Below are 25,386 nucleotides of genomic sequence, written 5' to 3'. Positions count from 1 at the left end.
AAAAAATGTACATCAGCTAACTTTTTAATGAGCTAATGTACATTTTTTATTGAAATTTCAGAATATTATGCTTTTAGTGTATCCTTATATATATCAAGGCCTCACACATGTACATTAAAAGTTATGAGTTGACTAGAGCTAAGCCATTGGTGTGTGGCTGGAGAGGCTCGTAGACGTTTACCTGACTTTGGCTACTGGTACGCACCAGATGGGCGTACCGCCGCTCAGCAGCAAGCATTTGAGCGCGTAGAGATTAAACCACAAGCGTTAGAGTGTTTATTTACTCTCGCTTGTGAACGATCATTTGAGGTGTCACAAGATAATTTGTTTGCTGACTTTGATACGAGCAATAGTACATTCGCAAATGACGTCTACCGACAAGTGCAACAATACATCGCTAAGCCGAATATATTGCCACCTGATGCTAAAACTTTATTACACGCCTTACTCAGTGTCTCTATAGCTGATCTAGAGTAACAGCAGCATATCAGCGTAAAGGTGCGGTATTTTTATGTTAACGATTGTCTACGCATAGTAACGGCTTGCAATCAAACTTATATTGGCTTTGCGCTACACTAGGAAGGCAGTGATGCTTTTTTAGTAAACTGAGTGAAAGAAGCATGCGCGCCACCGATATTCTACTTAGTCAAAAACCTCACATTTAAAAACCCATAATTATAAAATAAGGAACTGCTATGCAAGTATTTTATATTCATCCAGAAAATCCACAGCCACGTCTGATTGAGCAAGTGGCGGATCTGTTACGTAAAGACCAGCTCATTATCTACCCTACCGATACCAGCTATGCTTTTGGTTGTCGCTTAGGAGCAAAGGATGCACTCGATAAGCTCAAACAAATTCGTGAACTTGATGATAAACACCAGTTTACTTTACTGTGCCGTGACTTAAGCGAAATTGCCAACTATGCTGCAGTGGACAATATACAATTTAAACAGCTCAAAGCGCTTACTCCTGCGCCCATCACCTTTATCCTCAATGCCACAAAAGACGTACCAAAAAAATTGGCACATGCGAAGAAAAAAACCATCGGTATTCGAGTACCTAGCAACCCTATTGCGCAAGCGCTTTTAGAGGCCATGGATGAACCTATCTTAACCAGTTCATTAATACTGCCTAACCGTGATGACATACTAGATGATCCCTTTGAGATTGAGGATTTATTAGGCAATCAAATCGACGGTTTGATAAATGCAGGTGTAAAGACCACTAAACTAACTACGATTGTTGATATGACTGGTAGCCAGCCTGAAATTATCAGACAAGGTGCCGCGGATGTAGATTCACTACTACGGTAATAAACTAAAGCATCAAACACAAAAAAAGCTCCAATTGAATTGGAGCTTTTTTATATACATCTTTTGCTTATTGTAAAATTAGTCGCGATCAACCAATTCTACATATGCCATTGGCGCATTGTCACCATCACGGTAACCACATTTTACGATACGCAAATATCCACCTGGACGGGTCTGGTAACGAGGACCTAACGTGCCAAATAGTTTACCTACCATAGCTTTGCTACGCATACGGCTAAATGCCAAACGACGGTTAGCAACGCTGTCTTCTTTAGCCATAGTGATTAATGGCTCGGCAACGCGACGTAACTCTTTTGCTTTTGGTAAAGTTGTTTTGATCAGTTCATGCTCAAATAATGAGTTAGTCATGTTCTGAAACATTGCCTTACGATGACTGCCGGTACGACCCAGCTTGACTCCACTCTTACGATGGCGCATAGTCAAAAATCCTTAAAGTTTAACGGCTACGATAAGAAAAGCGATCATCAACACGAAGGTCAGCTGGTGGCCAGTTATCTAGGCGCATACCGAGCTCTAAATCTTTAGACGCTAGTACGTCTTTGATTTCCGTTAATGATTTCTTACCAAGATTTGGGGTTTTTAGAAGTTCAGTCTCTGAACGTTGTACCAAATCACCGATATAGTAAATGTTTTCAGCTTTCAAGCAGTTGGCTGAGCGAACCGTTAGTTCAAGATCGTCCACAGGGCGTAATAGCACCGGATCAACCTCTTCTTTCTCTTTCACAGGCTCAGGCGCTTCTTCAGCTTCTAGGTCAACAAAGATAGAAATCTGTTGTTGTAAAATAGTGGCTGCTTTACGAATTGCTTCTTCTGGATCTATAGTGCCATTAGTTTCAAGCTCAATGATAAGACGATCAAGATCAGTACGCTGCTCTACACGAGCGTTCTCAACCTGATAAGCAACACGAAGCACAGGACTAAAACTTGCATCAAGCTTTAAACGTCCGATTGCTTTAGTATCACCATCTTCACGGCGCTGGTTTGCTGGCTCATATCCACGACCCATTACTACACGCAAACGCATCTTAAGATGACCACGATCACTCAATGTACCCAACACCAATTCTGGATTGACGATGTCTACATTATGCGGTAACGCGATGTCTGCAGCAGTAATAGTGCCTGGACCTTGTTTATCCAAGGTCAAAAATACTTCATTTTGGTCATGAAGCGTAATAGCCAAGCCTTTTAGATTCAAAAGCAAGTCAAGTACATCTTCTTGTAGCCCTTCAAGCGTTGAGTATTCATGGTCAACACCATCAATCTCAGCTTCAATGACTGCAGCACCAGGTAATGAAGATAACAAGATGCGACGTAAGGCATTACCAAGGGTATGCCCAAAGCCGCGTTCTAACGGTTCGAGCGTGACTTTCGCAATCGTTTCATTAACCGTATCCACATTAATGGCATTCGGCGTTAGAAACTCAGTTGCATTTAGCATCATGATGTCACCTCGATTTATTAAACTGGTTTAATTAACGTTAATTGCTCAATGCCGTTTTCACGACATCGAGCAGTACGTCATTACTTAGAGTATAGCTCAACGATCAAGCTTTCGTTGATTTCAGCAGGTAGATCAATACGATCAGGCGCTTGTTTAAACGTGCCTTGTAATTTGCTGTGGTCAACATCTAGCCATTCTGGAATACCACGTTGGGTAGCCAGCTCAATTGCGTTTTTAATACGTAATTGCTCGCGAGACTTCTCTTGGATAGCGATGACATCACCATCTTGCAACTGAATTGATGGAATGTTCACACGAACAAACTCATCACGGCCAGCTTTTTTTACCATAACAGTACGATGACTGACTAGCTGACGTGCTTCAGCGCGAGTTGAGCCAAAGCCCATGCGATAAACAACGTTATCTAGACGGCTCTCAAGCATGGCTAACAGGTTTTCACCAGTAGCACCGCGCTTACGAGCAGCTTCTTTATAGTAATTAGCAAACTGACGCTCTAGTACACCATAAATACGCTTAACTTTCTGCTTTTCACGCAGCTGTAAAGCATATTCTGAGGTCTTGTTACGGCTTACACCGTGTTGACCTGGTGGACGACCAGCTTTTTTCGTTTTTACGTCGTATGGTTTAACGCCAGACTTAAGACCTAAGTCCGTGCCTTCACGACGTGATAATTTGAGTTTTGGTCCAATATAGCGGGCCATTGTTATGTCTCCTATAAGCTTTTGGGATAAAAAGCTTCGTCTTTAATATTAGACGCGGCGCTTTTTAGGCGCACGGCAACCATTGTGTGGGATTGGGGTTACATCAGAGATGCTGTTAACTTTATAACCCAATGCACCTAGTGCTCTTACCGCAGACTCACGACCCGGTCCTGGTCCTTTGACCAAAACGTCGATATTCTTAACACCATATTCTTGAGCCGCTTTACCAGCGACCTCAGCTGCAACCTGAGCTGCAAATGGTGTAGATTTACGTGAACCACGGAAGCCTTGTCCACCTGAAGTGGCCCAAGCCAGTGCATTACCTTGACGATCGGTAATCGTAACAATGGTGTTATTAAAAGACGCATGGATATGGGCAATGCCCTCCGATACTGAACGACGAGTCACTTTCTTGCGACTACGAGTGTCTTTAGCCATCTTTTAGCTTCCTAAGTTAATTATCTTTTGAGAGGGCGTGTCGGACCCTTACGAGTACGAGCGTTGTTCTTAGTATTCTGACCTCTAACTGGTAGGTTACGACGATGGCGGATGCCACGGTAACAACCAAGATCAACTAAACGCTTAATATTCATTGACACTTCACGACGAAGATCACCTTCAGTCATGTAATTTGCAACTTGTGCACGGATAGCATCTAACTGTGTATCATCTAACTGACTAACTTTAGTAGTAGGGGCAATGCCAACTGCTTCTAAGATTTTCTGAGCAGTGGTACGACCTACACCAAAGATGTAAGTTAGTGAAATAACAGCATGCTTATTATCCGGAATGTTTACGCCGGCAATACGAGCCATTGATTTCTCTCCATTAAAGAAAAATAAGCGTTATTTATCAATAAGGCTTTATTTTTCAGATTTGTTGCTGTCAATACTAAAGCTTTTATAATTATTATCGCTGCTTTGACTTGATTACAAGCCTATTCATTGACGGTCTTATAAAAGTTTTTGCATAAACTACGGCAAGTGGCGGATGATATCCCATCCGCCGTCATTTTTCAAGTATTAATTGAGATAGTAACAAAAGTCTGAGACTTTATAATACTAAATATTAACCTTGACGTTGCTTGTGGCGAGGTTCTGCTGTACAGATGATATGTACACGGCCTTTACGGCGTACAACTTTACAGCTACCACAAATCTTTTTAACTGATGCTTGAACTTTCATAGCATGCTCCTTTGAGATATCGTACCGCTCATTTAAGGTTGAGTGGGCGATTGAATTAACGTCTGATCATGATATTGATGGGTCATCAAATGCGCTTGGATTTGCGAAATGAAGTCCATTACCACAACCACCATAATCAGTAAAGACGTACCACCGAGTTGAAACGGCACACCAAACGATGACTGGACGACCATTGGCATTAAACAAATAACCGTCATATACATCGCGCCAATAAAGGTCAGTCGGTTTAATACATGATCTAGGTAACGCTGAGTTTGTTGTCCGGGGCGAATACCTGGGATATACGCACCACTACGTTTAAGGTTTTCAGCTACTTCACGTGGACTAAATACCAATGCCGTATAGAAGTAACAGAAGAAAATAATCATCGCGCCAAACAGAACCAAATATAGCGGCTGTCCTGGAGACAACACCAATGCCATATTCTGTAGTATCTTTTGTGTAAGGGTAGGATCAGTTGATTGACCGACCCACTGCCCTAAACTTGCTGGAAACAACAACAACGAGCTGGCAAAAATGGCTGGGATAACCCCTGCCATATTAAGCTTCAGCGGCAAATGTGACTGCTGCTGAGCATATATTTTGCGACCTTGTTGCTGCTTCTGTGCATAGTTTACTGGAACACGGCGCTGAGCACGTTCAATATAAACGATACCAGCAGTAACCGCGATGCCTAGTAGCACAAAAATAAACAGTACAATCAAGTTCATTTGTCCTTGATTGACCTGTTCAATAGACTGCGAAATCATACCTGGCGTACCAGCCACAATACTCGCAAAAATGAGCATTGAAATACCATTACCTACGCCGCGCTCTGTAATCTGCTCACCAAGCCACATCAAGAACATAGCACCCGCTACCAATGAGGTAACCGCTGGAATATAAAAGGTCAGACCAGAAGATAAAGTAAGATTTTGACTGATTAAGCCAGCACACATTCCTAATGACTGTACTAGGGCTAAAGCAAGTGTCCCTTGACGGGTATACTTGTTCAACTTACGTCGTCCCGCTTCGCCTTCTTTTTTGAGGGCTTCAAGCGATGGCAATACTGCAGACATCATCTGTACAATAATCGATGCTGAAATATACGGCATAATGCCGAGCGCCATAATGGACATACGCTCTAGTGCACCACCTGAGAACATGTTAAACATGCTCAAAATGGTGTTTTCGTTGCGCGAAAACAGATCAGCCAAGTTGACCGGATTGATACCCGGTACTGGAATATGTGACCCTAAACGATAAACAACCAATGCGCCGATTAAGAATAATAAACGCGTCCATAATTCATCATACTTGCGTATGAATGCAAATGGATTGAGCGGTATACCAGTCGATGACATTGATTGTTTTGACACGTTACTACTCCTCGATGCTACCACCAGCAGCTTCGATTGCTAGCTTAGCGCCTTTAGTCACTTTGATACCTTTAAAGGTATAAGCCTTAGTGACTTCGCCTGACAACATAATACGGGCACGCTTCATGTCGTGACGGATTAGGTTAGCAGCTTTAAGTGTTTCAAGGCTAACCACATCGCCATCAATTTTATTCAGTTCAGAAAGACGTACTTCAGCCGTCTTCATTGCCATTTTACTGGTAAAACCAAATTTCGGTAGACGACGATATAAAGGCATTTGACCACCTTCAAATCCTGAGCGTATGCTAGAACCTGAACGAGATTTCTGACCTTTTACACCACGACCACCAGTCTTACCAAGACCTGAACCGATACCACGACCACGACGTTGGGCAGTTTTCTTTGCGCCAACACCTGGTGATAATTCATTTAATCTAAGACCCATTACGCTTCCTCCACTTTTACCATGTAGTTAACGCGATTGACCATACCACGGTTTGAAGGTGTATCTTCTACTTCAACAGTATGATTAATACGGCGTAAACCCAATCCTTTCAAGCTCGCTTTGTGGCTCTTTAGGCGATGGGCACCCGATTTAAATTGAGTGACTTTCATTTTTTTCATCGTAACTCACCTAGTCTAAGTTAACCCAAGATTTCGTCTACAGATTTACCACGTTTTGCTGCCATCTTCTCTGGAGTTGACATATCACGTAAACCGTTAAACGTTGCGCGAACAACGTTAGCAGTATTGGTAGAACCATAACATTTAGTCAAAACATCTTTGACACCAGCAACTTCTAATACAGCACGCATTGCGCCACCAGCGATTACGCCAGTACCTTCAGATGCAGGCTGCATATAAACTTTACTAGCACCATGACGTGCTTTGATCGGATGATACAAAGTTGCATCATTAAGCTCAACAGTAATCATATTACGTTTGGCAGCTTCTAGTGCTTTTTGGATAGCAGCTGGCACTTCACGTGCTTTACCGCGACCAAAACCAACACGACCATTGCCATCGCCCACTACAGTCAATGCAGTGAAAGAGAAAATACGACCACCTTTAACAACTTTTGCAACGCGATCAACGGTAACTAAGCGTTCTACTAGACCGTCAGTCTGTTCATTTTTATCATTTTTATCATTTCTAGCCATGATTAAAACTCCAATCCGTTTTCGCGAGCTGCTTCTGCTAAAGCTTTAACTCGACCATGATATTTAAAACCACTACGGTCAAAGGCAACTTTAGTGATACCAGCTGCTTTTGCGCGTTCTGCGATCATTTGGCCCACAGACGTTGCTGCATCAGCATTGCCAGTCGCGCCTGAGCGCAAGCTGCCGTCTAAGGTAGATGCCTGAGCAATCACTTCACCACCGGTAGGAGAGATAATCTGGGCATAAATATGTTTTGGCGTGCGAGTAACCGTTAAGCGATGAACGCCTAAGAAACGGATATGCGCGCGGGTTTTCTTAGCTCGACGCAGACGAGCTGCTTTTTTATCAAACATTTCAACTCACCTTATTTTTTCTTGGCTTCTTTGCGAATCACATGCTCGTCACTATAACGAATACCTTTACCTTTATAAGGCTCAGGTGGGCGGAAACCGCGGATATTAGCCGCTGCTTGACCAAGCTGCTGTTTATTGTTTGATTTCAAAACAATTTCAGTTTGCGTTGGGGTTTCAGCTGACACACCTTCAGGCAACGTATATTCTACTGGATGAGAGTAACCAACGTTCAAAGTTACCTTGTTACCAGCAACTTGTGCGCGATAACCAACACCAATTAACTGAAGACGCTTTTCAAAGCCTTCATTCACGCCTTTAACATAGTTGTTAACAAGAGCGCGCATGGTGCCAGTGTGCATCATGGCTTCTTTTGAATCGACTGTAGGTGAGAAAATGATCGCATCATCTTCCTGTTTCAGCTCGACCAATTCATGCAGGCGTAAAGACAAAATGCCGTTCTTGCCTTTCACTTCGACCTGCCGATCGTTCAAAGTAACACTTACGCCGTTTGGCAGTGTCACTGGGGCTTTAGCCACACGAGACATAGGAATATTCCTTAAAAAATTAACTTCTTTATATTAGCGAAAAAACTAACAGGCTAAAAAGCGTGTTAGTTTAGCATAGTTGACTGCGTTAGACACCTATCAATTTGAAATAATTCATTATTACTCAATCAATAGAAGTCTAACAATCATCAAATAGACTTTATCGTCGTGTAGCTTACGCTACAAATGCGACGATTTCACCACCGATACCAGCAGCGCGTGCAGCACGATCACTCATGATGCCTTGGCTAGTTGATACGATAGCAACACCCATACCTTGCTTAACAGTAGGGATAGCGTCTTTACCGCGGAACTGGCGTAAACCAGGACGGCTAAAACGTTGAATCGTTTCGATGACAGCGCGGCCTTCGAAGTATTTCAATTCGATAGATAGGGTTGCTTTATTGTTTGCTTCTTCAGTAACAACAGCGCTCGCCACATAACCTTCGCTAACTAGCAAATCAGCAATTGATTTACGTAATTTAGAGCTCGGCATTGCTACCGATACTTTGTTAGCCATTTGTGCGTTACGAATACGGGTTAGCATATCCCCAACGGTATCTTGCATACTCATATAGTTACCCCTTACCAGCTTGCTTTACGAACACCAGGCACATCGCCTTGCATGACACGCTCACGCAGCATATTGCGTGATAAGCCAAACTTGCGGAAGTAACCGTGAGGACGACCGGTGATAGCACAACGATTGCGCAGACGTACTGGCGATGAATTGCGTGGAAGAGCTTGTAGCTCTAGCATCGCTTCCATACGAGTTTCGTCACTTGCAGTCATATCACTGATAGTTTCTTTTAGCTTGATACGCTTATCAGCGTACTTAGCAACCATTTTTTCGCGCTTTAATTCGCGGTTAATCATGCTCTTCTTTGCCATAACGTCTTTACCTTATTTAAATGGGAAGCCGAATGCTTTAAGCAACGCGCGACCTTCTTCATCAGATTGAGCTGACGTGGTGATTGTCACATCCATACCGCGGATACGATCAATCTTGTCAAAATCTACTTCTGGGAATACGATCTGTTCTTTGATACCCAATGAGTAGTTACCACGTCCGTCAAAGGCTTTAGGTGAAAAACCGCGGAAATCACGAATACGAGGAATTGCAATGGCAATGAGACGATCTAAAAATTCGTACATTTGCTCACCGCGTAGCGTTACTTTGCAGCCAATTGGCCATTCTTCACGAATTTTAAAGCCAGCAACTGATTTACGCGCTTTGGTGACGACAGGTTTTTGACCAGCGATAGCGGTCATGTCAGCTACTGCACCTTCAAGCAATTTCTTGTCTTGAGACGCGCCGCCTACACCCATGTTAAGTGTGATTTTAGTGATTTTAGGCACTTGCATCACATTAGCCAAACCAAGCTCTTCTTTGATTTGCTGCTTCAATTCTTCGTTATATAAAGATTTTAATCTTGCCATTACCATTACACCCTTAGTGTCTTACGCAGTCGCCACTACTTCACCGTTCGAACGATAGACGCGTTGTTTCTTGCCGTCTTCGCCGAACTGATAAGTAATACGATCAGCTTTTTGGGTTTGCGCATTTAATATTGCGACATTTGAGATATGTAGAAAAGCTTCTTTCTTAAGAATGCCACCTTCAACGCCAGTTGCCTGATTTGGCTTCTGATGTTTAGTGACAATATTAATGCCTTCAACTTTAATACGATCATTTTTTACAGCTTGTACAGTACCTTGCTTGCCTTTGTCTTTCCCAGCAATCACGATAACTGTATCGCCTTTACGTAATTTTGACATGGATTACCTCACAATACTTCTGGTGCTAGTGATACAATTTTCATAAACTGATCACCACGTAGTTCACGAGTTACCGGTCCAAAAATACGAGTTGCAATCGGTGCTTTATTTTGGTTCAACAATACCGCAGCATTGTCGTCAAAACGCAGAACAGAACCATCAGGACGACGAACGCCTTTTTTGGTACGTACAACTACAGCATTCATCACGTCGCCTTTTTTAACACGACCGCGAGGAATGGCTTCTTTAACCGTTACTTTAATAATGTCGCCAACTGATGCATAACGACGATGAGAGCCACCCAGTACTTTAATGCACTGAACTCGTCTTGCACCGCTATTATCTGCAACTTCCAGCATCGATTCAACCTGAATCATAGCGTTACTCCACACGTATGAGCAATAAAAACCAGTTGCTGCCGCTAGCACAGTATGAGTAGTCGGCATTTTAATAATAATAACCGCTGCTACTCTTAATGTGATTGATATACGCTCGGCGCAATCAGCATCCTTAAAAAGGCGGCTATTTTAACAGCTTCTGGCTTTTAATGCAATTTACTTAGATTTTTTCTACTTTTTCAACCACTTCAACCAAAGTCCAAGACTTGGTTTTAGAGATTGGACGCGTTTCTTTGATGCGGACAAGGTCGCCTTGTTGGCAAACATTATTCTCATCATGGGCTTTGATTTTTGTAGAACGACGAAGCTGCTTGCCATACAAAGGATGACGAACCAGACGCTCAATCAAAACTGTGATGGACTTGTCCATCTTGTCACTGACAACTCGTCCTGTCAATACGCTAGCATTAGCTGTTTGATTGTTATCGCTCATGAGTCGCCTCGTTGTTTCTCGTTAATCAAAGTCTGAAGCTGAGCAATCGCACGACGATTAACACGTACTTCATGGGTATTACCCAACTGACCAGTTGCTTTAGCCATACGAATACGGAAAGCATCAAGTTGCTTTTCATCAAGTAACTGAGTCAGTTCTTCTAATGATTTATCACGTAATTCACTGATCTTCATTACATTATCGTCCGCTTAACAATGGTAGTTTTAAAGGGCAGTTTTGCTGCAGCAAGCGTGAACGCTTCGCGAGCAAGTTCTTCTGAAACCCCTTCGAGTTCATATAGCACTTTACCAGGTTTGATTTCGCATACCCAATATTCTACAGGACCTTTACCTTTACCCATACGTACTTCTAGTGGTTTATTGGTAATTGGTTTGTCTGGGAATACACGAATCCAAATCTTACCACCACGCTTAATTTTACGAGTGATGGTACGACGTGCTGCTTCAATTTGACGGGCAGTCATACGACCACGAGTCAACGATTTTAGACCAATTTGTCCGAATGCAACGGTGCTTCCACGATGAGCTAGCCCAGTGTTACGACCTTTGTGCATTTTACGAAACTTGGTACGTTTTGGCTGTAACATAGTTTAACCTCTGTCTGTGTTTCGACGATTTCCGTTTCCACGACCACGGCGTTTTGGCGCACGAGTCTGCTCTTCTTTAACGGGATTGTATACACTGTTCATACCGTCAAGGATTTCGCCACGGAAGATCCAAACTTTTACACCGATGGTGCCGTAAGTAGTTTCCGCACGTACTGACGAATAGTCGATATCAGCGCGTAGTGTATGCAATGGCACACGACCTTCACGGTACCATTCAGTACGAGCAATCTCAGCACCGCCAAGACGGCCAGACAGCTCAACTTTAATACCTTTAGCACCAGAACGCATGCTGTTCTGTACGGCGCGCTTCATAGCACGGCGGAACATAACACGACGCTCAAGCTGACTTGCGATACCTTCCGCTACTAAATGAGCATCAAGATCAGGCGAGGTGATTTCTTCAATGTTGACCTGAGCAGGTACGCCCATAATTTTGGTCAATTCTTTTTGAAGTCTTTCAATGTCTTCGCCTTTCTTACCGATAACGATACCAGGACGCGCAGTGGCGATGGTAATCTTAGCAGCACCTGTAGGACGCTCAATCATGATTTTGCTAATCATAGCACTATCAAGCTTTTTGCGCAGATACTCACGAACTTGAATGTCGTTGATTAGGTATTCTGAGTATTGTTTAGGGTTAGCATACCAGTTTGCGTTATGCTTCTTTACAACACCAAGACGAATTCCGATTGGATGTACTTTTTGACCCATAACTTATTCTCCTACCTTTATAGTGATGTGACAGGTACGCTTACTGATACGATCAGCGCGACCTTTAGCACGTGGTAGGATACGTTTTAGCGTAATGCCTTCATCAACGTAGATGGTTGATACTTTAAGGGTATCAATATCTAGACCGTTGTTATGTTCGGCATTGGCGATGGCTGAGTTAAGACATTTCTTAACAAATACAGCGCCTTTTTTATTACTATACGTTAGGATATCCAAAGCACGCTCGATAGATTTGCCACGAACTTCATCGGCAACGAGTCTAACTTTTTGTGCCGATATGGCGGCACCGCGTAATTTTGCAGTTACTTCCATGGTAAGCACCTTATCTCTTAGCTTTTTTGTCAATGCCATGACCACGATACGTACGAGTCGGGGCAAATTCACCTAGTTTATGACCAACCATCTGTTCACTCACGATAACCGGTACATGAGTACGGCCATTGTGAACAGACAAAGTTAAGCCAACCATTTGTGGTAGGATCATCGAGCGGCGCGACCAAGTCTTAATTGGCTTGCGTGAGTTGGTGTCTAATGCATTCTCAACTTTGGCAAACAAATGCGCGTCTATGAATGGACCTTTTTTCAATGAACGAGGCATGAAATTCTTCCTTTATTTCTTCTTGGCGCGACGGCGGATGATCATATTGTCAGTACGCTTATTACTACGCGTTTTAAGTCCTTTAGACTTCTGACCCCAAGGGCTGGTTGGATGGCGACCTTTATTACGACCTTCACCACCACCATGTGGGTGATCAACCGGGTTCATAGCAACACCACGAACAGAAGGACGAACACCACGCCAACGTGAAGCACCGGCTTTACCAAGTGATTTCAAGTTGTTTTCAGTGTTAGAAACTTCACCAATAACGGCACGGCAGTTCACGTGTACACGGCGTGTTTCGCCAGAGCGCATACGTAGAATAGCATAAATACCTTCACGACCTAACAACTGAACGCTGGCACCCGCAGAACGAGCCATCTGTGCGCCTTTACCGATTTTAAGTTCGATATTATGGATCACAGTACCCAATGGGATGTTTTTCAGCGGTAAACAGTTACCTGGACGAATTGGTGATAGCTCACCTGACATTACTGTATCGCCAACTGCTTGTTTTTTAGCAGCAATGATATAGCGACGTTCGCCATCAGCGTACTTAAGTAAAGCAATGTGCGCAGTACGGTTAGGATCGTATTCAATACGCTCTACCGTTGCAGGGATATTGTCTTTAGTACGTTTGAAATCGATAATACGATAATGCTGCTTATGACCACCGCCAATATGACGAGTCGTTATGCGACCATTATTGTTACGACCACCAGTTTTACTTTTTGATTCGAGAAGCGCTGCAAACGGACGACCTTTATAAAGGTGTGGATGCACCACTTTTTCAACAAAACGACGGCCTGGTGATGTTGGCTTTGCTTTTACGATAGGCATGAGTGTAATCCTTATTCGTTGTTCGCTGTTTCACTAGTAGAAGCAGTCGTATTCGCGACCTCTTCACCAGCATCAGCCATTTGTACATCTTGACCAGCTTTTAAGGTAACGTAGGCTTTTTTGTAGTCATTACGACGGCCGATACTTTTACCAAAACGCTTTGTCTTACCTTTAACATTCAAAGTGTTTACTTTTAAAACTTCAACACCTTCAAACATCATCTCAACCGCTTTTTTGACTTCAAGCTTAGTAGCGTTAGAGTCAATTTTAAATACCTGCACACCAAGTGAGTCGCCAAGCATTTGAGATTTCTCTGAGAATACAGGTCCTCTTAGGATCTGATAAAGTCTTGCGTTATTCATGCTAGTGCTTCCTCAAATTGTTTCGCAGCTTCGACTGTCATGATCACTTTATCAAAAGCGATCAAGCTCACTGGATCCACTTCACTTGTATCAAGTACATTGACATGTGGGATGTTGCGAGCAGCTAAGTATAAGTTTTCGTCAACTTCTTTAGTGACGATTAATGCACGTGATGCATTTAACTCACCTAACTTTGCAATCAACTCTTTAGTCTTAGGTCCAGAAACGCTTAGCTCTTCGACCAAAATCAAACGCTCTTGGCGAATCAATTCGGCTAAGATACACTGCATAGCACCGCGATACATTTTACGGTTAACTTTCTGTGACCAATCTTGTGGTTTAGCCGCGAATGCACGACCGCCCCCACGCCAGATTGGGCTACGAATAGAACCTGCACGAGCGCGACCAGTACCTTTTTGGCGCCATGGCTTAATGCCACCACCAGAAACTTCGGCACGGGTTTTTTGAGCGCGTGTACCTTGACGAGCACCAGCAAGATATGCGGTGACGACTTGATGCACTAGTGCTTCGTTGAATTCACGACCGAAAGCCGTATCAGAAAGCTCAACTGCCGCCCCTGTAACTGTTTTTAAATCCACGTTAATCCCCTTGCTTAGGCTTTGACTGACGGACGTACGATGACATCGCCACCGGTGGCACCTGGGATAGCACCCTTGATGACAAGTAACCCTTTTTCAACATCAACCGATATCACTTCTAGGCCCTGAACGGTAACGCGTTTGTTACCCATCTGACCTGGCATTTTTTTGCCTTTGAAGACTTTACCTGGTGACTGGTTTTGACCAGTTGAACCAATGGCACGGTGAGATACTGAGTTACCATGAGTGGCATCTTGCATGCTGAAGTTGTGACGCTTCACGCCGCCTTGAAAGCCTTTACCTTTACTGTTACCTGTGACATCAACCATCTGACCTTGTTCGAATAAGTCAGCTAGGATCTCACCACCAATTTCACGACCTTCAAGATCGCTATCATTGGCACGAAATTCCCAAACACCACGACCAGCGGCAACGCCAGCTTTAGCGAAGTGACCTTTTTGAGCTGCTGCTACGCGGCTGTCACGACGGGTACCTGTGGTAACTTGGATGGCTTGATAGCCATCTACATCAGTATTTTTTACTTGAGTAATGCGATTAGCACTGATCTCAACCACTGTTACAGGGATAGATGCGCCTGCTTCAGTGAAGACACGGGTCATGCCGCATTTTTTACCGACTAAACCGATCGCCATTTTAGACCTCTTTATATCTTATATTAATGGGTTGGGTGTTTATGTGCATTAACCCAAAGCAATTTGAACGTCAACACCCGCCGCCAAGTCAAGCTTCATTAGCGCATCCACAGTTTTGTCGGTAGGTTGAACGATGTCAACCATACGCTTATGAGTACGGATTTCGTACTGATCACGAGCGTCTTTGTTTACGTGTGGTGAAGTTAGAACGTTGAAGCGCTCAATGCGAGTCGGCAACGGTACAGGACCACAAACTTGCGCACCGGTGCGCTTTGCAGTATCAACAATCTCTTGTGCAGATTGATCAATCAGACGATGATCAAAAGACTTAAGACGGATACGGATTCTCTGGTTAGCCATGCCAGCAAGCTCCTAATATGTGCTTTTGTCATTTTTGCTTTGCAAAGATATGATCAAAAGCCGTTTGGTTAAATATTCACTTAAAGCGGCCTTCTGTTCTTAACCAGAATGAGTTCTTTATCCGAACTTGTAGCGTGCCAAAAGCAAAATAGTTTAAAGCCCCGCCGACCCTTCCATTATAGGATGTCAGCAAAGGCATAATGAAATAGTGCTAGAAACGATGCTCTAGCTGTCATAGCGCCCGCTGTTTGATTGGCGGCGCATATATAATTCAGTGGTGTATATTATACATAGTATTTCAGTCATTGCAAGGGTAATATCTGTAGCGACTTATGATATTACCCTTTATAAACAGTAATATGTAAACAACAGTATCTGTGCTTAATAATCACGCTTATATGAATTGATAACTATGCACTGTTAATCTAAAGCTATGAAACATCAATCCAAAACAATGTCATATTGCTCTTGAGTATAGAGATTTTCGACATCAAAGGTAATCACTCTACCAAGTAAATACTCTAAATCTGCCACCGTGTCTGACTCTGAAGTTAATAATAAATCAATCACTGCGGCATGGGCAACGACCGTAAATTTCTTGGGAGAGTTATAAGTACGAGCACAACGCATGATTTCACGGAATATCTCAAAGCACACTGTCTCAGCCGTTTTAACAAAGCCGCGTCCTTGGCAGGTCGAGCACGGCTCACATAGCTGCTGCCCGAGCGACTCACGCGTACGTTTACGCGTCATCTCTACCAACCCAAGCTCACTGACCTGAGTAATCTTAGTTTTGGCATAGTCTTGTACTAGCTGTGATTGCAGGCTCTCTAACACATCATCTTTATGCTGCTGTTCAAGCATGTCAATAAAGTCTAGGATGATAATACCGCCTAGATTACGCAAACGCAGCTGACGGGCGATTGCATGAGTTGCCTCAAGATTGGTTTTATAAACTGTATCTTCTAACGAACGCCCGCCTACGAATGATCCCGTATTGACATCGATTGTGGTCATCGCTTCTGTTTGGTCGATAATGAGATAGCCACCTGATTTTAAATCTACGCGGCGTTTTAAAGCATCACGCAAATCATCTTCGACGCGATGGACATCAAACAAAGATGGCTCAGCGGTATAATGTACAATGCGGTCATACACAAAAGGCACAAACTCTTTGGCAAAGGATCTGACTTGTTCGTAAATTTGTGCATTATCAATGATGACTTTCTCGGTATCCGCGTGTACCAAATCACGGATAGAGCGCAGCGGTAATGATAGCTCTTGATAAATAAGCTCAGAACTTTGATGTTGTTTCATCTCTTGGCGACGCGCGCAGATGGTACGCCACAGCTGCAGTAGATAATAAATGTCTTCTTCAAGCTTATCGACAGGGACACGTTCAGCAGCGGTACGAGCGATGAGACCGCCTTTTAGATTGACCGTTTGCATCAGGCTACTAAGCTCAGTCTTCAGACGGGTGCGCTCCTCTTCCCCATCAATACGTTGTGAGATACCAATGTGTTCGCTTGAAGGTAGATACACCAAATAGCGAGATGGCAAGGATATATTGGTGGTCAAGCGAGCGCCTTTACTGCCCAACTGATCTTTGGTCACTTGCACTAAAATACGTTGGCTTTCATGCAAGCGATGTTGAATCAACGTTTTAGAAACAGGGATGACTTCGGTATTTTGTATACTAATCACCGGTGGCGTGACAGCCAAGTTATCAGTACTATTTTCTACCACAGCATCTTCTATATTGCTATCCAAGTTTTTATCGCTATTGTCAGCCGCTTTACTTTTATTTTCTGCTACTGGACGCGGCTCACGCTGCATATCATTGACGTGTAAAAATGCTGTCCGCGACTGCCCGATATCAACGAATGCTGCCTGCATACCAGGTAAAACGCGTACGACTGTACCCAGATAGATATTGCCGACCAGACCCAATTTATGATGACGTTCAATATAAATCTCGCCCAAGATGCCATTGTCTAAGACTGCGACACGGGATTCCATTGGACTAATATTAATCAGCAGCTCTTCGGACATAATGTTTTTCTCTTATCTCTCAGCTTTCTTGTTAGACGTTCATCGTCTATTATCTTTATAGTGTAACAAATGCAGCTGGCTCTCGCCCATTACTCTCGCGTGTTATTATGTGCAGCAGGTTGGAGTGACAACCAATCTCTGAGAGACCAATAATCTCTATGAGGTTCTGTTTCGCATTTTAATTGATACTAATATCTGTGACGTTTTTAATTAACGCCAGCGTTTGTGGAAGTGGTAAACCCACGACATTGGTATAGCTACCATTGATACGGCTGACCCAAATAGCACCCAAACCTTGTATACCATAACCACCCGCTTTATCAGCAGGCTCACCACTGTCCCAATAGTTACTCATCATCTCTGCAGTGAGCGCTATAAAGGTCACTTCGGTACGCTCAGTGATTCGTTGCTGATTAATGATTTGAAATACTGGCTCATGAGTTGAGCTGTTAGCCACTTTAGAAGATAATGATACATGCGTTGCTTGAACTGCTGTCCATACTTCATGGACATTATCAGACATCTGTTGCCACATGCTATAAGCGTGCTCACGATCGATTGGCTTGACCAGCACTGTTTGACCATCTGCCAGCACACCGATGGTATCAGACGTTAGAATGATAAGTGAGTCAGAAAAACAGCTTTTATCCGTTTTCAAGCGTGATGCTAGTTGCTGTATGGCAGCCTCAGCTTTAGTGGCGACCATGCGCTCGATATAGTCTGTAGGTGACTCATCATCATGCTTTGTTTCATCGACATCTACACTCAATGTGCTAAATTCTAGTTGTGCTCTTTCTAACAGCTCACGACGGCGCGGCGAACCAGAAGCTAAAACAATATCCATCGCTACTCTCTTTTTATCTGTATTTATCTACCTACTACCGAAAACTGCTGCCTGTTAGTGCATTAATATTAGTTAGTCATGATTAATAAACACCAGCGCTACAATCTTATTGGCTATCAGCAGAATTTTTCTTATGACGCAAATTTACGCAAAGCCAGTAGTACCAATGGCCAGCTGATGATACTCATCAACAGTGATAAGGCAGATTGTGCGACAAAGACATTCTGGATAAACATCTGCAATATCCATAAACATAATTGAAAAACAACCAATCCTAAGCTCGCTAATAACCATGCACTGATGGTATTTAGTTGCCTAATATAAATACTGGTTATTTTTATGAAGAAGGCGACTGCCACGGCGGCAAAGGCTTGCTGTCCCAAATGGGTATCCATGAGTAAGTCAGCAATGAGACCGATGGTAAATGCTGTAAAAATACCAACATAGCGTGGCTGAAATAATAACCAAAAAATCAGCACCATGATCATGACCATAGGGCGTAAGGTAGCCATACTAGGACTTAACGGATAGACATTAAGCGATGACGCAATAACAAAACTTAGAATGATGGTAGCAATCAGTAGTACCGTTGCATTCTCAGAATCAGGATACGACATGGGTACTTACCTTAACGAATGTATTGATGGCTGCTGTTAAAGCATGAGTGGGCATTGATGGGATAAAAACCATGGCTAAAAATGTATCGACAAACAGACCAGTTAATAAATAGATGCCAGCCATTATCTGATTGATGCTTACGTATTGAGCGCCTAAATTCTTAACGGTCATTGAGGGTAATATTATTTTTATTCACCAGCTTATCTTGCAGGACTAATACATATGCATTATCGATAAAGTTCGCCGCTGGGGTCACTTCTATACTTCTAAAGTTATCGGCTTGAGTATCTTTAATATGGGCGATACGGCCGACACGATACCCTGCTGGAATACGCCCACCCAATCCTGATGACACCAACTCATCACCCACACGCACGTCTGAGGTTTTGAATACATAGTCAAGGCTTAATGAGGTTGGTATCCCTTGCCCTGTCACGATAGCGCGTTGACCTGTGCGCTTGACTGTAACTGCAACCGATTGCTGCTCATCAGTAATCAATAGCAGGCGACTGGTATTGGGATAGACATTAATAATCTGCCCTAAAATACCGTCTTCATCAATCACTGTCTGTCCAACTTGAACCCCGTCTTGAACGCCTTTATTGAGCACTACGATTTGTCTGAGTAAGTTGGTGTCTGTACCGATTACCTGTGCCAAATTAAGATCAAATTGTTCAGGCTTGGTCGTTGATAAAATACCTTGCAGGCGCGCATTTTGTGCCAAAATATAATCTTGCTGCTGCAACTTGGCTTGCGCATGGATCAGTTGCGACTTTAGCTGCATATTTTCGCGGCGCAGCGCTTCTTTAGACTGTAAGCTGCCACCTGCCCAATGCTTGGCATAACTCGGTAACAGTGACAGCTCATAAATAGGCTGCATAGCGGCATGACTGGTACTACGTACTGGATTAAACCATTCTGAATTTTTGCTATCGAACCACATCAGTATTAGAGCTGCTATTAATACAATGGCAGTCTTACGAAGTGCTAACGGCTGGCGCGCAAAAATACTTGGGGTCATAAGTCGTCTAACTCAGGAGTTATAAAATAAGCAGTAGCCAGTACTGGGTTCTAGTTGATTAATGCAATTAAAGGCAGCGCAACTGGCTACCTTTAATTTTATACTGTTTTGACCCACTATTTTTACGCAAGCTATCATCAAGCACGACGAAGATGATTTATCAATACCGCAGTGCTTAACTAAAGCAATCTAAACAAAAATCATGTTCAAGCTTTTGTTATTGATAAAGTCAAGCGCAATACCACCGCCGCGGCTAACACAAGTCAATGGATCTTCAGCAACGGTCACAGGTAGACCTGTCTCTCTTGAAATTAATTTGTCCAAATCACGTAACAGCGCACCGCCGCCCGTCAAAACAATACCACGCTCTGCGATATCTGATGACAGCTCAGGTGGCGTCTGCTCAAGTGCCGCTTTCACCGCGCTAACGATACCGCTCAGCGGATCACTTAGGGCTTTTTGTACTTCTTCTGAGTTGACAGTAAAGGTTTTTGGCACGCCTTCTGCCATGCTACGACCGCGAACTTCGACTTCTAACTGACTGTCTTCATTCAAAGCAGAGCCAACTTCGTGCTTAATACGCTCAGCTGTCGTCTCACCAATCACACAACCATGGGTACGGCGCACATGGGTGATAATAGCGTCATCAAACATATCACCACCGATACGAATCGACTCGGCATAAACGCAACCAGATAAAGCGATAACGGCAATCTCCGTCGTGCCGCCACCAATATCAACCACCATCGAACCGCTGGCTTCATGAACTGGCAAGCCTGCGCCAATCGCTGCCGCCATTGGTTCTTCTAATAGTAGCACTTTACTTGCGCCCGCTGATGAGACCGCTTCACGAATCGCTTTACGCTCAACCAGAGTAGACTTACAAGGCACACAAACCACCACGTTAGGCTGCGCCATAAAACGCTTGGCTTTTACCTTCATGATGAAATGCTTGAGCATTTTTTGCGTCACTTCAAAGTCAGCAATCACGCCGTCTTTTAATGGGCGAATCGCTGTAATATTGGCAGGTGTACGACCAAGCATCTGCTTGGCATCAATACCAACAGCCGCAACGGTAGGATTTTGTGTACGATTACTTCGTAACGCAACCACCGTAGGCTCGTCAAGTACGACGCCTTTATTAGGAATAAAAATGAGAGTGTTCGCAGTACCGAGGTCGATAGCGATATTATTTGATAAAAATCCAAACAGGTTCATGACTAATATTTCCAGCGTATTACAAATGAGGCGAATGAGGCGAATGAGATTGACTGAGGCGTTACTCGTCAGCGTTGAGCAGGTCGTCGTTAGACATCACTTATGGCGAAATTTGAACCTCGCAACAAGTCAAACCTAAGCAATAATGATGCAATGGGAAAACTGAGCTAAATTATACCGATTTGGCTCAAAAAAAACACAGATATTTGCATCAGTAAGTCAGGATTTCGGTCTTAAACGCTAAAAGTTGTTACAAAGTTTAAAATAGCAGTAAATACCATTCGACTTAATGAAACATCATTTAATTCAATAACTAACAAGGCTCTACAGGCAAATGATAATTTTGCTTAGCAGCACAGGTGCATACTGTAACGTATTTCAGAACGTAATGGGTAAGCAATTGAGAATCAATCGTGAATTATACGGTCAATTTTGCAAATCACGCCATCTTGGTTGATATTGTGCATCAATCAAGCGTCATGCTCTGTAAACTTAAGCCAGATGCTTTATAATAAAGCCACTATATATACATCTTAAGATAAACCCCTTGTTTTAGTTTGTGTTAATAATTATCTATATCTAATGCTTGTCTATTTTAGCCGCATTCTACTCTAACAAAAACTGTCCTTCACTGGAGAAACTATGTCACAGCAACCAGCAACGTCTGACAGCAACGTCAGCCGTGAAGAAATCCTAGAAGTTGCCAACCTTGCACGTTTGGGTGTCGATGAAAGCACAGCCGATAGCTATGCCGACGATATTAGTAAAGTATTAAAACTTATGAATACGCTATCTAACGTGGATACCACAGGCATCAAACCCTTAGCGAATATCCATGAAGCTTGCCAAGAATTGCGGGCTGATGTGGCCAAACACGATATCAACCGCGCGCGCAATCAGTCAGTCGCCCCAGCTGTTGAAGATGGCTTATATTTGGTTCCACAAGTGATTGAATAAACGGCGCGCTGCTTTAATCGCTACCCTATTTTACTTTATGCTACTCACATTTTGACGGACGACACCTTATGTCAGAACTTCATTTATTAAGTACCCAGCAGCTTATTACGGGCTTGCAAGACAAACAATTTAGCAGCCTTGAGCTGACAGAACACTACATCAAACGTATAGACGCGCTAGACAATAAGATTAACAGCTTTATCACTCATACTTCTGAGACAGCACGCGCGCAAGCAAAGGCAGCAGATGAGATGCGTGCTCAGGGCGATCAGCGTCCACTACTTGGTGTACCGATGGCGCACAAAGACATTTTTTGTACTCAAGGTGTACTAACGACTTGTGGCTCTAAGATGCTGCATAATTTTATCTCACCTTATGATGCTACCATCGTTTCTAATATCGACAAAGCAGGCATGATTAGCTTGGGCAAGCTCAATATGGATGAGTTTGCGATGGGCTCAGACAATAGCAGCTCATACTACGGCACGGTACAGAATCCTTGGAACCTAGAGCGCGTCCCCGGTGGTTCATCAGGTGGTAGTGCTGCCGCCGTTGCCGCAGGTTTTGTCCCAGTCGCAACGGGCAGTGATACTGGTGGCTCTATTCGCCAGCCTGCCTCATTTTGTGGACTAACCGGTATCAAGCCCACTTATGGTCGCGTCTCTCGCTTTGGGATGATTGCCTATGCCTCAAGTCTGGATCAAGCGGGTAGCATGGGGCGCAGCGCTAAAGATTGTGCCTATCTGCTACAGCCAATGATTGGTCACGATCCACGCGATGCAACGTCCATCAAGTATGATATGCCTGACTACGTACAAGATATCAGCGATGCAGAAGCTGCGGCTGGCGATAAGCCATTTAACGGTCTACGTATTGGTGTTGCCAAAGAATACTTTAGTGCGGGACTAGACGCTGAAGTAGAAACGGCCGTACGTGCTGCTCTGAACAAGTATGAAGAGCTAGGTGCGACGATTGTGGAGGTGAATATCACTGACCCTGAGATTACCCTTGCCACTTACTACATGCTCGCCCCTGCCGAAGCCTCATCAAACCTGTCACGCTTCGATGGCGTACGCTTTGGCTATCGCTGTGAGAATCCAACCGATCTGCTCGATCTATACACGCGTTCACGCTCTGAAGGCTTTGGTCCTGAAGTACAACGCCGTATCTTGACCGGCACTTATGCACTTTCGGCAGGTTACTTTGATGCGTACTATACCAAAGCACAAAAAATCCGCCGCTTAATCGTCAAAGACTTCGATGAAGCCTTTGCTAGCTGTGATGTGATTGCTAGCCCAACAGCACCAACCGCTGCTTACAAGCTTACTGACAACCTTGATCCTGCGACCATGTACTTGGGTGACGTTTATACCATCGCGGTCAACTTAGCGGGTCTACCTGCGCTTAGCCAGCCAGTTGGTCTAACCTCAGAAGGTTTGCCTATTGGCTTACAATTAATCGGTAAGCATTGGCAAGAGAGCCAATTGCTCACGACTGCTCATTTATTCCAGCAGCATACAGACCATAATCTACAACACTCTGCCATCGCAAAGGAGACGGTATAATGAGTACAGCTACTACTGATAACAATGCCGTGCGCGAGCATGCCGTGCGTAAAGAGCTTTTCGTCGATGGTTATGAAGTGGTCATCGGCATTGAGATTCACTGTCAACTCAATACGGAAAGTAAAATATTCTCAAGTGCGCCGACTGACTTTGGTCATGAGCCAAACAGCCAAGCTAGCATCGTAGACTTAGGTCTGCCTGGCGTATTGCCAGTGCTAAATGCTGGTGTGGTCGATCGTGCCCTAAAATTCGGTATCGGTGTCAACGCTGAGTTAGGTCTATTTAATACGTTTGACCGTAAAAACTACTTCTATCCAGATTTGCCTAAAGGCTATCAAATCACTCAGATGGCAAACCCTATCGTTGGCGAAGGCTATATCGATGTGGTGGTCAATGAAGGGGATAAGAACGAATATCCAAAACGTATGGGTATCACCCGCGCACATTTAGAAGAAGATGCGGGTAAATCAGTTCACGATGCCGTCGATGGTATGACTGGTGTAGATTTGAACCGTGCTGGTACGCCATTAATCGAAATCGTCTCTGAGCCAGACATGCGCTCAGCTCACGAAGCCCTTGCCTATATCAAAGCCATTCATCAGCTGGTCACGTGGCTTGGTATTTCAGACGCAGTGATGGCGGAAGGCTCATTCCGTTGTGATTGTAACGTCTCTATTCGTAAGCCTGGTGCTGAATTGGGTACGCGTACTGAGCTAAAAAACCTCAACTCGTTCCGCTTTATCGAACGCGCCATCAATCGTGAAATCGAGCGTCAAATCGACATCATTGAGGACGGTGGAAAAGTCGTGCAGGCAACGATGCTGTATGATCCAGAGCGCGACGAAACTCGTGTGATGCGTACCAAAGAAGACGCCAACGATTATCGTTACTTCCCTGACCCTGACTTGCTGCCTGTGCGTATCGAACAGCATACTGTCGATAGCATTCGTGCAGCAATGCCTGAGCTACCAGTTGCTCGTCGTGCGCGTTTTGAAGCAGCGCTGGGTCTATCAGAATATGATGCTCGTATCTTGACTGGTAGTCGTCAAATTGCAGATTACTTTGAAGCTGTGGTCGCAGAAATTGGGCAAGCAGATGCCAAAATGGCTGGCAACTGGGTGATGGGTGACCTACTCGGTGCGCTAAATAAAGATGATAAAGAAATTACTGACTCCCCTATCAGCGCCAAGCAATTGGCTGGTATGCTAGCCCGAATCAAAGATGACACGCTATCTGGCAAATTGGCGAAGAAAGTCTTTAGCGCTCTATACGAGCGTGAAGGCGGTGATGCTGATGATGCCGCTGACAAAATCATCGAAGAAAAAGGGCTTAAGCAAGAAACCGATACGGGCGCTATTAAAGCCATCGTTGAAGAAGTCATCGCTAAAAATGCAGCCATGGTTGAAGAGTATCGCGGCGGTAAAGAAAAAGCCTTTAACGGTCTGGTCGGTCAAGTCATGAAAGCAAGTCGTGGTAGTGCCAACCCGCAGCAAGTCAACCAAATCCTCAAAGAGCTACTAGGTTAAGGATAATTGCTGATTGGTTTTGCCCATTGGTTATGCTGACTGTGATACGTAAATTAAGGTTATAGAGTTTGACTAAAA

At 43.9% G+C, this 25,386-nt stretch carries 37 protein-coding genes and 1 pseudogene; 5 read left to right on the top strand and 33 right to left on the bottom strand.

Annotated features, from left to right (window positions below; genetic code table 11):
• Positions 1-135: 135 nt before the first annotated feature.
• A pseudogene (locus ACT3S4_RS07950) lies at positions 136-477 on the top strand (elongation factor P hydroxylase); the annotation flags it as partial.
• Positions 478-695: 218 nt separating this feature from the next.
• Positions 696-1,316 (top strand): L-threonylcarbamoyladenylate synthase, encoded by a 621-nt coding sequence (locus ACT3S4_RS07945; RefSeq protein ID WP_201553310.1) that lies wholly within the window; start codon positions 696-698, stop codon positions 1,314-1,316.
• A 78-nt stretch (positions 1,317-1,394) separates the two neighbouring features.
• Here ACT3S4_RS07945 and rplQ read toward each other — a convergent pair whose 3' ends face one another.
• The 33 genes from rplQ to ACT3S4_RS07780 form a co-directional block, all read right to left on the bottom strand.
• Positions 1,395-1,754 carry a 50S ribosomal protein L17 gene (gene rplQ, locus ACT3S4_RS07940; protein ID WP_021813387.1) on the bottom strand — a complete coding sequence of 120 codons (360 nt, stop codon included), beginning with the start codon at positions 1,752-1,754 and terminating at the stop codon, positions 1,395-1,397.
• Positions 1,755-1,773: 19 nt separating this feature from the next.
• A complete protein-coding gene (locus ACT3S4_RS07935) occupies positions 1,774-2,781 on the bottom strand; it encodes a DNA-directed RNA polymerase subunit alpha (RefSeq protein WP_045446643.1) in 1,008 nt (335 codons plus the stop codon).
• Between the two features lie 80 nt (positions 2,782-2,861).
• A complete protein-coding gene (rpsD, locus tag ACT3S4_RS07930; protein ID WP_010196731.1) occupies positions 2,862-3,503 on the bottom strand; it encodes a 30S ribosomal protein S4 in 642 nt (213 codons plus the stop codon).
• Positions 3,504-3,551: 48 nt separating this feature from the next.
• Positions 3,552-3,941, bottom strand: coding sequence for a 30S ribosomal protein S11 (gene rpsK / locus ACT3S4_RS07925; RefSeq protein ID WP_045454458.1), 390 nt, complete (start codon positions 3,939-3,941; stop codon positions 3,552-3,554).
• Between the two features lie 20 nt (positions 3,942-3,961).
• Positions 3,962-4,318 carry a 30S ribosomal protein S13 gene (gene rpsM / locus ACT3S4_RS07920; RefSeq protein ID WP_021813384.1) on the bottom strand — a complete coding sequence of 119 codons (357 nt, stop codon included), beginning with the start codon at positions 4,316-4,318 and terminating at the stop codon, positions 3,962-3,964.
• 253 nt (positions 4,319-4,571) lie between these two features.
• Complete coding sequence (rpmJ, locus tag ACT3S4_RS07915; RefSeq protein WP_010196721.1) at positions 4,572-4,688, bottom strand: 50S ribosomal protein L36; 117 nt, start codon at positions 4,686-4,688, stop codon at positions 4,572-4,574.
• Between the two features lie 32 nt (positions 4,689-4,720).
• Positions 4,721-6,052: a preprotein translocase subunit SecY gene (gene secY, locus ACT3S4_RS07910; RefSeq protein WP_173936727.1), complete on the bottom strand. Its 1,332-nt coding sequence runs from the start codon at positions 6,050-6,052 to the stop codon at positions 4,721-4,723.
• A 19-nt stretch (positions 6,053-6,071) separates the two neighbouring features.
• On the bottom strand, positions 6,072-6,512 hold the full coding sequence (gene rplO / locus ACT3S4_RS07905) for a 50S ribosomal protein L15 (RefSeq protein ID WP_045446637.1): 441 nt from the start codon (positions 6,510-6,512) through the stop codon (positions 6,072-6,074).
• A complete protein-coding gene (rpmD, locus tag ACT3S4_RS07900; protein WP_201540379.1) occupies positions 6,512-6,691 on the bottom strand; it encodes a 50S ribosomal protein L30 in 180 nt (59 codons plus the stop codon). The genes rplO and rpmD overlap by 1 nt, the downstream gene beginning before the upstream one ends.
• 20 nt (positions 6,692-6,711) lie before the next feature.
• Entirely contained in the window at positions 6,712-7,227 is a 516-nt protein-coding gene (rpsE, locus tag ACT3S4_RS07895; RefSeq protein ID WP_010196711.1) for a 30S ribosomal protein S5, read from the bottom strand.
• 2 nt (positions 7,228-7,229) lie between these two features.
• Positions 7,230-7,580 (bottom strand): 50S ribosomal protein L18, encoded by a 351-nt coding sequence (gene rplR, locus ACT3S4_RS07890; protein ID WP_021813381.1) that lies wholly within the window; start codon positions 7,578-7,580, stop codon positions 7,230-7,232.
• Positions 7,581-7,591: 11 nt separating this feature from the next.
• Positions 7,592-8,125, bottom strand: coding sequence for a 50S ribosomal protein L6 (gene rplF, locus ACT3S4_RS07885; RefSeq protein WP_045446634.1), 534 nt, complete (start codon positions 8,123-8,125; stop codon positions 7,592-7,594).
• Between the two features lie 175 nt (positions 8,126-8,300).
• Positions 8,301-8,699, bottom strand: a complete 399-nt coding sequence (rpsH, locus tag ACT3S4_RS07880; protein ID WP_045446631.1) for a 30S ribosomal protein S8 — start codon at positions 8,697-8,699, stop codon at positions 8,301-8,303.
• A gap of 11 nt (positions 8,700-8,710) precedes the next feature.
• The gene (gene rpsN, locus ACT3S4_RS07875; RefSeq protein ID WP_021813378.1) at positions 8,711-9,016 is read right to left on the bottom strand and encodes a 30S ribosomal protein S14; all 306 of its coding nucleotides are present in this window, start codon (positions 9,014-9,016) and stop codon (positions 8,711-8,713) included.
• Between the two features lie 12 nt (positions 9,017-9,028).
• On the bottom strand, positions 9,029-9,565 hold the full coding sequence (rplE, locus tag ACT3S4_RS07870; RefSeq protein WP_011512858.1) for a 50S ribosomal protein L5: 537 nt from the start codon (positions 9,563-9,565) through the stop codon (positions 9,029-9,031).
• 21 nt (positions 9,566-9,586) lie between these two features.
• Complete coding sequence (gene rplX, locus ACT3S4_RS07865) at positions 9,587-9,904, bottom strand: 50S ribosomal protein L24 (RefSeq protein ID WP_045446626.1); 318 nt, start codon at positions 9,902-9,904, stop codon at positions 9,587-9,589.
• Between the two features lie 8 nt (positions 9,905-9,912).
• Positions 9,913-10,281, bottom strand: coding sequence for a 50S ribosomal protein L14 (gene rplN, locus ACT3S4_RS07860; RefSeq protein WP_010196702.1), 369 nt, complete (start codon positions 10,279-10,281; stop codon positions 9,913-9,915).
• Positions 10,282-10,462: 181 nt separating this feature from the next.
• Positions 10,463-10,735 (bottom strand): 30S ribosomal protein S17, encoded by a 273-nt coding sequence (rpsQ, locus tag ACT3S4_RS07855; RefSeq protein WP_045446623.1) that lies wholly within the window; start codon positions 10,733-10,735, stop codon positions 10,463-10,465.
• Positions 10,732-10,929 carry a 50S ribosomal protein L29 gene (gene rpmC / locus ACT3S4_RS07850; protein ID WP_011279794.1) on the bottom strand — a complete coding sequence of 66 codons (198 nt, stop codon included), beginning with the start codon at positions 10,927-10,929 and terminating at the stop codon, positions 10,732-10,734. Before rpmC ends, rpsQ begins: the two co-directional genes overlap by 4 nt.
• Positions 10,929-11,342, bottom strand: a complete 414-nt coding sequence (gene rplP / locus ACT3S4_RS07845; RefSeq protein ID WP_055125273.1) for a 50S ribosomal protein L16 — start codon at positions 11,340-11,342, stop codon at positions 10,929-10,931. The genes rpmC and rplP overlap by 1 nt, the downstream gene beginning before the upstream one ends.
• Before the next feature lie 3 nt (positions 11,343-11,345).
• On the bottom strand, positions 11,346-12,074 hold the full coding sequence (gene rpsC, locus ACT3S4_RS07840; protein ID WP_045446618.1) for a 30S ribosomal protein S3: 729 nt from the start codon (positions 12,072-12,074) through the stop codon (positions 11,346-11,348).
• A gap of 3 nt (positions 12,075-12,077) precedes the next feature.
• A complete protein-coding gene (gene rplV / locus ACT3S4_RS07835) occupies positions 12,078-12,407 on the bottom strand; it encodes a 50S ribosomal protein L22 (protein WP_045446615.1) in 330 nt (109 codons plus the stop codon).
• 10 nt (positions 12,408-12,417) lie between these two features.
• Entirely contained in the window at positions 12,418-12,693 is a 276-nt protein-coding gene (rpsS, locus tag ACT3S4_RS07830; protein WP_010196682.1) for a 30S ribosomal protein S19, read from the bottom strand.
• A gap of 12 nt (positions 12,694-12,705) precedes the next feature.
• A complete protein-coding gene (rplB, locus tag ACT3S4_RS07825) occupies positions 12,706-13,533 on the bottom strand; it encodes a 50S ribosomal protein L2 (RefSeq protein ID WP_055125272.1) in 828 nt (275 codons plus the stop codon).
• A gap of 11 nt (positions 13,534-13,544) precedes the next feature.
• Complete coding sequence (gene rplW / locus ACT3S4_RS07820; protein ID WP_010196677.1) at positions 13,545-13,895, bottom strand: 50S ribosomal protein L23; 351 nt, start codon at positions 13,893-13,895, stop codon at positions 13,545-13,547.
• Positions 13,892-14,494: a 50S ribosomal protein L4 gene (gene rplD / locus ACT3S4_RS07815; protein ID WP_045446611.1), complete on the bottom strand. Its 603-nt coding sequence runs from the start codon at positions 14,492-14,494 to the stop codon at positions 13,892-13,894. Before rplD ends, rplW begins: the two co-directional genes overlap by 4 nt.
• Positions 14,495-14,508: 14 nt before the next feature.
• The gene (rplC, locus tag ACT3S4_RS07810; protein WP_055125271.1) at positions 14,509-15,147 is read right to left on the bottom strand and encodes a 50S ribosomal protein L3; all 639 of its coding nucleotides are present in this window, start codon (positions 15,145-15,147) and stop codon (positions 14,509-14,511) included.
• Positions 15,148-15,195: 48 nt separating this feature from the next.
• Complete coding sequence (gene rpsJ / locus ACT3S4_RS07805; RefSeq protein ID WP_010196670.1) at positions 15,196-15,507, bottom strand: 30S ribosomal protein S10; 312 nt, start codon at positions 15,505-15,507, stop codon at positions 15,196-15,198.
• Positions 15,508-15,948: 441 nt separating this feature from the next.
• The gene (locus tag ACT3S4_RS07800; protein WP_055125270.1) at positions 15,949-17,559 is read right to left on the bottom strand and encodes an Rne/Rng family ribonuclease; all 1,611 of its coding nucleotides are present in this window, start codon (positions 17,557-17,559) and stop codon (positions 15,949-15,951) included.
• Positions 17,560-17,737: 178 nt separating this feature from the next.
• Entirely contained in the window at positions 17,738-18,403 is a 666-nt protein-coding gene (locus tag ACT3S4_RS07795) for a Maf family protein (protein ID WP_198330436.1), read from the bottom strand.
• 131 nt (positions 18,404-18,534) lie between these two features.
• The gene (mreD, locus tag ACT3S4_RS07790) at positions 18,535-19,020 is read right to left on the bottom strand and encodes a rod shape-determining protein MreD (RefSeq protein ID WP_045446600.1); all 486 of its coding nucleotides are present in this window, start codon (positions 19,018-19,020) and stop codon (positions 18,535-18,537) included.
• Between the two features lie 161 nt (positions 19,021-19,181).
• Positions 19,182-20,042 (bottom strand): rod shape-determining protein MreC, encoded by an 861-nt coding sequence (gene mreC / locus ACT3S4_RS07785; protein ID WP_060490528.1) that lies wholly within the window; start codon positions 20,040-20,042, stop codon positions 19,182-19,184.
• A gap of 189 nt (positions 20,043-20,231) precedes the next feature.
• Complete coding sequence (locus tag ACT3S4_RS07780) at positions 20,232-21,269, bottom strand: rod shape-determining protein (RefSeq protein ID WP_201540449.1); 1,038 nt, start codon at positions 21,267-21,269, stop codon at positions 20,232-20,234.
• Positions 21,270-21,902: 633 nt separating this feature from the next.
• On the opposite strand from ACT3S4_RS07780, the gene gatC reads away from it, so the two are divergent.
• The 3 genes from gatC to gatB all read left to right on the top strand — a co-directional run bounded on the left by gatC (position 21,903) and on the right by gatB (position 25,308).
• On the top strand, positions 21,903-22,217 hold the full coding sequence (gene gatC / locus ACT3S4_RS07775) for an Asp-tRNA(Asn)/Glu-tRNA(Gln) amidotransferase subunit GatC (protein ID WP_045446594.1): 315 nt from the start codon (positions 21,903-21,905) through the stop codon (positions 22,215-22,217).
• Between the two features lie 68 nt (positions 22,218-22,285).
• On the top strand, positions 22,286-23,782 hold the full coding sequence (gene gatA, locus ACT3S4_RS07770) for an Asp-tRNA(Asn)/Glu-tRNA(Gln) amidotransferase subunit GatA (RefSeq protein WP_444760853.1): 1,497 nt from the start codon (positions 22,286-22,288) through the stop codon (positions 23,780-23,782).
• Positions 23,782-25,308 carry an Asp-tRNA(Asn)/Glu-tRNA(Gln) amidotransferase subunit GatB gene (gene gatB / locus ACT3S4_RS07765; protein ID WP_444760852.1) on the top strand — a complete coding sequence of 509 codons (1,527 nt, stop codon included), beginning with the start codon at positions 23,782-23,784 and terminating at the stop codon, positions 25,306-25,308. Before gatA ends, gatB begins: the two co-directional genes overlap by 1 nt.
• Positions 25,309-25,386 lie beyond the last annotated feature (78 nt).

It is taken from the genome of Psychrobacter sp. AOP30-A2-5 (assembly GCF_052378115.1).
Classification (GTDB): domain Bacteria; phylum Pseudomonadota; class Gammaproteobacteria; order Pseudomonadales; family Moraxellaceae; genus Psychrobacter.
This window is presented reverse-complemented; position numbering and strand designations above follow the sequence as displayed.

Coding starts and splice junctions, on each gene's coding strand:
- ACT3S4_RS07945 (WP_201553310.1), top strand. CDS start 696: ATGCAAGTATTTTATATTCATCCAGAAAATCCACAGCCACGTCTGATT.
- rplQ (WP_021813387.1), bottom strand. CDS start 1,754: ATGCGCCATCGTAAGAGTGGAGTCAAGCTGGGTCGTACCGGCAGTCAT.
- ACT3S4_RS07935 (WP_045446643.1), bottom strand. CDS start 2,781: ATGATGCTAAATGCAACTGAGTTTCTAACGCCGAATGCCATTAATGTG.
- rpsD (WP_010196731.1), bottom strand. CDS start 3,503: ATGGCCCGCTATATTGGACCAAAACTCAAATTATCACGTCGTGAAGGC.
- rpsK (WP_045454458.1), bottom strand. CDS start 3,941: ATGGCTAAAGACACTCGTAGTCGCAAGAAAGTGACTCGTCGTTCAGTA.
- rpsM (WP_021813384.1), bottom strand. CDS start 4,318: ATGGCTCGTATTGCCGGCGTAAACATTCCGGATAATAAGCATGCTGTT.
- rpmJ (WP_010196721.1), bottom strand. CDS start 4,688: ATGAAAGTTCAAGCATCAGTTAAAAAGATTTGTGGTAGCTGTAAAGTT.
- secY (WP_173936727.1), bottom strand. CDS start 6,052: ATGTCATCGACTGGTATACCGCTCAATCCATTTGCATTCATACGCAAG.
- rplO (WP_045446637.1), bottom strand. CDS start 6,512: ATGGGTCTTAGATTAAATGAATTATCACCAGGTGTTGGCGCAAAGAAA.
- rpmD (WP_201540379.1), bottom strand. CDS start 6,691: ATGAAAAAAATGAAAGTCACTCAATTTAAATCGGGTGCCCATCGCCTA.
- rpsE (WP_010196711.1), bottom strand. CDS start 7,227: ATGGCTAGAAATGATAAAAATGATAAAAATGAACAGACTGACGGTCTA.
- rplR (WP_021813381.1), bottom strand. CDS start 7,580: ATGTTTGATAAAAAAGCAGCTCGTCTGCGTCGAGCTAAGAAAACCCGC.
- rplF (WP_045446634.1), bottom strand. CDS start 8,125: ATGTCTCGTGTGGCTAAAGCCCCAGTGACACTGCCAAACGGCGTAAGT.
- rpsH (WP_045446631.1), bottom strand. CDS start 8,699: ATGAGTATGCAAGATACCGTTGGGGATATGCTAACCCGTATTCGTAAC.
- rpsN (WP_021813378.1), bottom strand. CDS start 9,016: ATGGCAAAGAAGAGCATGATTAACCGCGAATTAAAGCGCGAAAAAATG.
- rplE (WP_011512858.1), bottom strand. CDS start 9,565: ATGGCAAGATTAAAATCTTTATATAACGAAGAATTGAAGCAGCAAATC.
- rplX (WP_045446626.1), bottom strand. CDS start 9,904: ATGTCAAAATTACGTAAAGGCGATACAGTTATCGTGATTGCTGGGAAA.
- rplN (WP_010196702.1), bottom strand. CDS start 10,281: ATGATTCAGGTTGAATCGATGCTGGAAGTTGCAGATAATAGCGGTGCA.
- rpsQ (WP_045446623.1), bottom strand. CDS start 10,735: ATGAGCGATAACAATCAAACAGCTAATGCTAGCGTATTGACAGGACGA.
- rpmC (WP_011279794.1), bottom strand. CDS start 10,929: ATGAAGATCAGTGAATTACGTGATAAATCATTAGAAGAACTGACTCAG.
- rplP (WP_055125273.1), bottom strand. CDS start 11,342: ATGTTACAGCCAAAACGTACCAAGTTTCGTAAAATGCACAAAGGTCGT.
- rpsC (WP_045446618.1), bottom strand. CDS start 12,074: ATGGGTCAAAAAGTACATCCAATCGGAATTCGTCTTGGTGTTGTAAAG.
- rplV (WP_045446615.1), bottom strand. CDS start 12,407: ATGGAAGTAACTGCAAAATTACGCGGTGCCGCCATATCGGCACAAAAA.
- rpsS (WP_010196682.1), bottom strand. CDS start 12,693: ATGCCTCGTTCATTGAAAAAAGGTCCATTCATAGACGCGCATTTGTTT.
- rplB (WP_055125272.1), bottom strand. CDS start 13,533: ATGCCTATCGTAAAAGCAAAGCCAACATCACCAGGCCGTCGTTTTGTT.
- rplW (WP_010196677.1), bottom strand. CDS start 13,895: ATGAATAACGCAAGACTTTATCAGATCCTAAGAGGACCTGTATTCTCA.
- rplC (WP_055125271.1), bottom strand. CDS start 15,147: ATGGCGATCGGTTTAGTCGGTAAAAAATGCGGCATGACCCGTGTCTTC.
- rpsJ (WP_010196670.1), bottom strand. CDS start 15,507: ATGGCTAACCAGAGAATCCGTATCCGTCTTAAGTCTTTTGATCATCGT.
- ACT3S4_RS07800 (WP_055125270.1), bottom strand. CDS start 17,559: ATGTCCGAAGAGCTGCTGATTAATATTAGTCCAATGGAATCCCGTGTC.
- ACT3S4_RS07795 (WP_198330436.1), bottom strand. CDS start 18,403: ATGGATATTGTTTTAGCTTCTGGTTCGCCGCGCCGTCGTGAGCTGTTA.
- mreD (WP_045446600.1), bottom strand. CDS start 19,020: ATGTCGTATCCTGATTCTGAGAATGCAACGGTACTACTGATTGCTACC.
- mreC (WP_060490528.1), bottom strand. CDS start 20,042: ATGACCCCAAGTATTTTTGCGCGCCAGCCGTTAGCACTTCGTAAGACT.
- gatC (WP_045446594.1), top strand. CDS start 21,903: ATGTCACAGCAACCAGCAACGTCTGACAGCAACGTCAGCCGTGAAGAA.
- gatA (WP_444760853.1), top strand. CDS start 22,286: ATGTCAGAACTTCATTTATTAAGTACCCAGCAGCTTATTACGGGCTTG.
- gatB (WP_444760852.1), top strand. CDS start 23,782: ATGAGTACAGCTACTACTGATAACAATGCCGTGCGCGAGCATGCCGTG.